Genomic DNA, 3,780 nt, shown 5'->3' with positions numbered 1-3,780 from the left:
TCGCGGCGGTGCCGTCGGAGCGGGCGGTGGCGGTGCTGCTGCCCGACCCCGGCGGCGACGAGGACTCCCGCGGAGACGACGACGAGCTCGGCGGCGGCGGCTATCCCGCGGTCCACGAGGCTGCCGAACTGGCCCGGCCGGGCACATCGGTGTTGCCGCTGGCGTTGGCCAAGGGGCTGGAGTTCGACGTGGTCGTGGTGGTGGACCCCGAACGCGTCCTGGCGCGCTCGCCCCAGGGGATGCAGGACCTGTACGTCGGCGCCACCCGGGCGACCCAGGAACTCATCCTGGTCCAACCCGGCGGCTTCGGCACGCTACTCTCGGGTATACGGGACCGTCTCGACGACAGCGCACAGGAGCTCACCGCATGACCCACACCCGATCCCGCGTGCTGGCGGCCTCGGCCCTCATCGCCGTCGCGGCGGCCGGCGGGTGCGGCACTCGGGCGGAGGCCCCGGTCGACAGTGTGTCCGCCGTCGCCGAGCCCCGACCAGTGACCTCCGCACAGACCGGGGCCCGGGACAGGCCCGACCCGCGCACCGACGACGAGCAGGAGTTCCTCGCGGAACTGTCCGGATTCGGTCTCCCCACCGAGATGACCGCCGTCACCACCATCGAGGTGGGCGCCGGCATCTGCGGGGGGATCGCCGACGGCGCGGACGACGAGACGATCCTCGAACGAATCCGCCCGCTCACCAGCGCGATCGCGGCCCAGAACCCGGACCTCGACAGCGCCGAGGTGGGTCGGGCGATCGTCGATGCGAGCCGGACCCACCTCTGCCACTGACCCCGGCGGCCGCGTGGGGCGCCGGGGTCGGCGCGCAGGCTAGGTGGTGTGGACGATGAGCACGTCGCAGGTCGCGCGTCGTGCGGCGTCGGCGGGCACGGACCCGAGCAGCCGGCCTGTCAGGGAGTTGAGTCCCTTGTTGCCCACCACGAGGAGGTCGGCCCCCACGTCGTCGGCCAGCTTGATGAGCGATTCGACGGGCGCCCCCTTCACGGTGCGCGCCTCGATCTTGGTCGCTCCGGCCTTCTGGGCCCGGTCCCTGGCGCCGCGGACGATGTCCTCGGCGGGATTGTCCCCGCGGATCTGGTAGGCGTCGTCACCGAGCTGATCCGCGGCCTGGCTGACCGAACGCGGATCGGCGGGCACGTAGGCGCAGGCGATCACGAGGTCCGCCGAGGCGTCGGCGGCCAGCTGCGCGGCGCGATCGACGGCACGGTAGGACGACTCGGAACCGTCGGTTCCCACCACCACTTTGGTGTAGGCGCTCATTTGCTTCCTCTCCTCGGGAACACGTTTCACCCAGAGTAGTCCGAGGACGCCGCCGACGGGCGGGGTAAACGCGAGAGAAGGCGGCCCGGGTCAGTCGATCCCGGCCTCACGCATGCCCTTGAGTTCCTTGCGCAGTTCGGCGATCTCGTCCCGGAGCCTCCCCGCGAGCTCGAATCTCAGGTCGGTGGCCGCGGACATCATCTGCTCGGTCATCTCCTCGATGAGCTTCTCCAGCTCCTTGCGGGGTCGTGCCGACCCGTCGGCCGCCCGGGCGCCCACGAGCTCCGGTCGGTCCTTGGGATCCGCGTCGTCCCCGCGTTCCTCTCCGACCCGGTCGAGGATGTCGGCGATCTTCCTGCGGAGCGGCTGCGGGTCGATGCCGTGCTCGGTGTTGTACGCGACCTGCTTCTCACGCCTGCGATCGGTCTCGTCGATGGCCTGCCGCATGGCCTCCGTGACCGAGTCCGCATACATGTGGACCTCACCGGAGACGTTGCGGGCCGCACGGCCGATTGTCTGGATGAGCGAGGTGGCCGAGCGGAGGAAACCCTGCTTGTCGGCGTCCAGGATGGCCACGAGCGAGACCTCCGGCAGGTCCAGTCCCTCCCGGAGCAGGTTGATGCCGACCAGGACGTCGTACTCCCCGCGCCGGAGATCCCGGAGCAGTTCCACCCGCTGGAGGGTGTCGATCTCCGAGTGGAGGTACCGAACCCGGATCCCCAACTCGAGCAGGTAGTCCGTGAGGTCCTCCGACATCTTCTTGGTCAGCGTGGTCACCAACACCCGCTCGTCGCGTTCGGCGCGCTGACGGATCTCCCCGATCAGGTCGTCGATCTGCCCCTTGGTGGGCTTGACCACGATCTTCGGGTCGACGAGCCCGGTCGGCCGGATGACCTGTTCGACGAACTCCCCACCGGCGCGCCCCATCTCGTAGGGGCCGGGCGTGGCGGAGAGGTAGACGGTCTGACCCACCCGGCCGGAGAACTCCTCCCAGGTCAGGGGACGGTTGTCCAGGGCGGACGGCAGGCGGAACCCGAAGTCGACGAGATTGCGTTTGCGGGAGGCGTCGCCCTCGTACATGGCGCCGATCTGCGGCACGGTCACGTGGGACTCGTCGATCACCGTGAGGAAGTCCTCGGGGAAGTAGTCGATGAGCGTGGCCGGCGAACTGCCCGCCGGCCGACCGTCGATGTGCCGCGAGTAGTTCTCGATACCGGAGCAGAAGCCCACCTGCTGCATCATCTCGATGTCGTAGGACGTCCTCATGCGCAGCCGCTGCGCCTCGAGCAGTTTGCCCTGGTTCTCCAGCTCCGCCAGGCGCTCCTCCAGCTCGGCCTCGATGGAGGCGATCGCCTTGGCCATCCTCTCGGGACCGGCGACGTAGTGGGTGGCCGGGAAGATCCGCACCTCGTCGACCCTGCGCACGACGTCACCGGTCAGCGGGTGGATGTAGTACAGCGCGTCGATCTCGTCCCCGAAGAACTCGATGCGGACGGCGAGTTCCTCGTAGGTGGGGATGATGTCGACGGTGTCGCCCTTCGCGCGGAACGTGCCCCGGGTCATGGACACGTCGTTGCGTTCGTACTGGACGTCCACGAGCAGCCGGAGCAACTGGTCGCGGTCGACCTCCTGTCCGACGGCCAGGGCCACCGACCTGTCGAGGTAGGACTGGGGCGTGCCGAGACCGTAGATGCACGAGACCGAACTGACGACGACGACGTCGCGCCTGGACAGCAGTGACGACGTCGCGGAGTGCCGGAGCCTCTCCACGTCGTCGTTGATGGACGAGTCCTTCTCGATGAAGGTGTCCGTCTGGGCGATGTACGCCTCCGGTTGGTAGTAGTCGTAGTACGAGACGAAGTACTCGACCGCGTTGTTGGGCAGCATCTCGCGCAACTCGTTGGCCAGCTGCGCGGCGAGCGTCTTGTTGGGCGCCATCACCAGGGTCGGCCGCTGCACCTTCTCGATGAGCCAGGCGGTGGTCGCCGACTTACCGGTGCCGGTCGCGCCGAGCAGCACGACGTCGCGCTCCCCGCGGGCGAGGCGTTCGGTCAGTTCCGCGATCGCCGTGGGCTGGTCGCCTGACGGGGTGAACTCACTGACGACCTCGAAGCGCGTCGCACTCCGTTCGACATCGCCGATCGGTCGGAACTCCGAGTACGAGAGCACTGTCGGGTCGGCGGGGACCCCGTCGTCGGGGATCTCGGTCGCGAAAGCCATACCACCAGCGTACGAGCAGCCGTTCACCCCCGCCCACCGGTGTCGCCGCAGCGGATGTCAGGGGTGCCAACTACCGTAGCTGTGAGCAACCCCCCACCGTCCCTGTCATGTCGTCTGGAGAACCCCGTGGCCCGCAGCCCACTTCGTCGTCGTACCGCCCGCCCCCACGGCGTACGTCGGCCGATCACGGCGGTCACCGCCGCCTCACTCGCGGCGGGGGCCCTCACCCTCCTCGCGCCGGTCGCCACGGCCGCACCGTGTGACCCGTGGCCCCCGGCCGGCGG

General features: G+C 69.3%; 4 protein-coding genes and 1 pseudogene. 3 read left to right on the top strand and 2 right to left on the bottom strand.

Annotation, left to right across the window (positions count from 1 at the left end; all coding sequences use genetic code 11):
- Together G6023_RS13680 and G6023_RS13675 are read left to right on the top strand one after the other, a co-directional pair.
- Positions 1–371: ATP-binding domain-containing protein (locus tag G6023_RS13680; RefSeq protein WP_182636024.1), on the top strand; the 371-nt coding region annotated here is incomplete at its 5' end.
- Complete coding sequence (locus tag G6023_RS13675) at positions 368–787, top strand: DUF732 domain-containing protein (RefSeq protein ID WP_187700207.1); 420 nt, start codon at positions 368–370, stop codon at positions 785–787. The genes G6023_RS13680 and G6023_RS13675, both read left to right, overlap by 4 nt.
- 39 nt (positions 788–826) lie before the next feature.
- Here G6023_RS13675 and G6023_RS13670 read toward each other — a convergent pair whose 3' ends face one another.
- Together G6023_RS13670 and uvrB are read right to left on the bottom strand one after the other, a co-directional pair.
- Complete coding sequence (locus tag G6023_RS13670) at positions 827–1,276, bottom strand: universal stress protein (RefSeq protein WP_132063225.1); 450 nt, start codon at positions 1,274–1,276, stop codon at positions 827–829.
- A gap of 90 nt (positions 1,277–1,366) precedes the next feature.
- Positions 1,367–3,496 carry an excinuclease ABC subunit UvrB gene (uvrB, locus tag G6023_RS13665; protein ID WP_132063224.1) on the bottom strand — a complete coding sequence of 710 codons (2,130 nt, stop codon included), beginning with the start codon at positions 3,494–3,496 and terminating at the stop codon, positions 1,367–1,369.
- Positions 3,497–3,577: 81 nt separating this feature from the next.
- Here uvrB and G6023_RS15785 point away from each other — a divergent pair.
- Positions 3,578–3,780, top strand: a pseudogene (locus G6023_RS15785) (hypothetical protein); the annotation flags it as partial.

It is taken from the genome of Dietzia sp. DQ11-71 (assembly GCF_014144995.1).
GTDB classification, from domain to species: domain Bacteria; phylum Actinomycetota; class Actinomycetes; order Mycobacteriales; family Mycobacteriaceae; genus Dietzia; species Dietzia kunjamensis.
The sequence above is the reverse complement of the archived record's forward strand: the minus strand, read 5'-3'. Positions and strand labels throughout refer to the sequence as shown.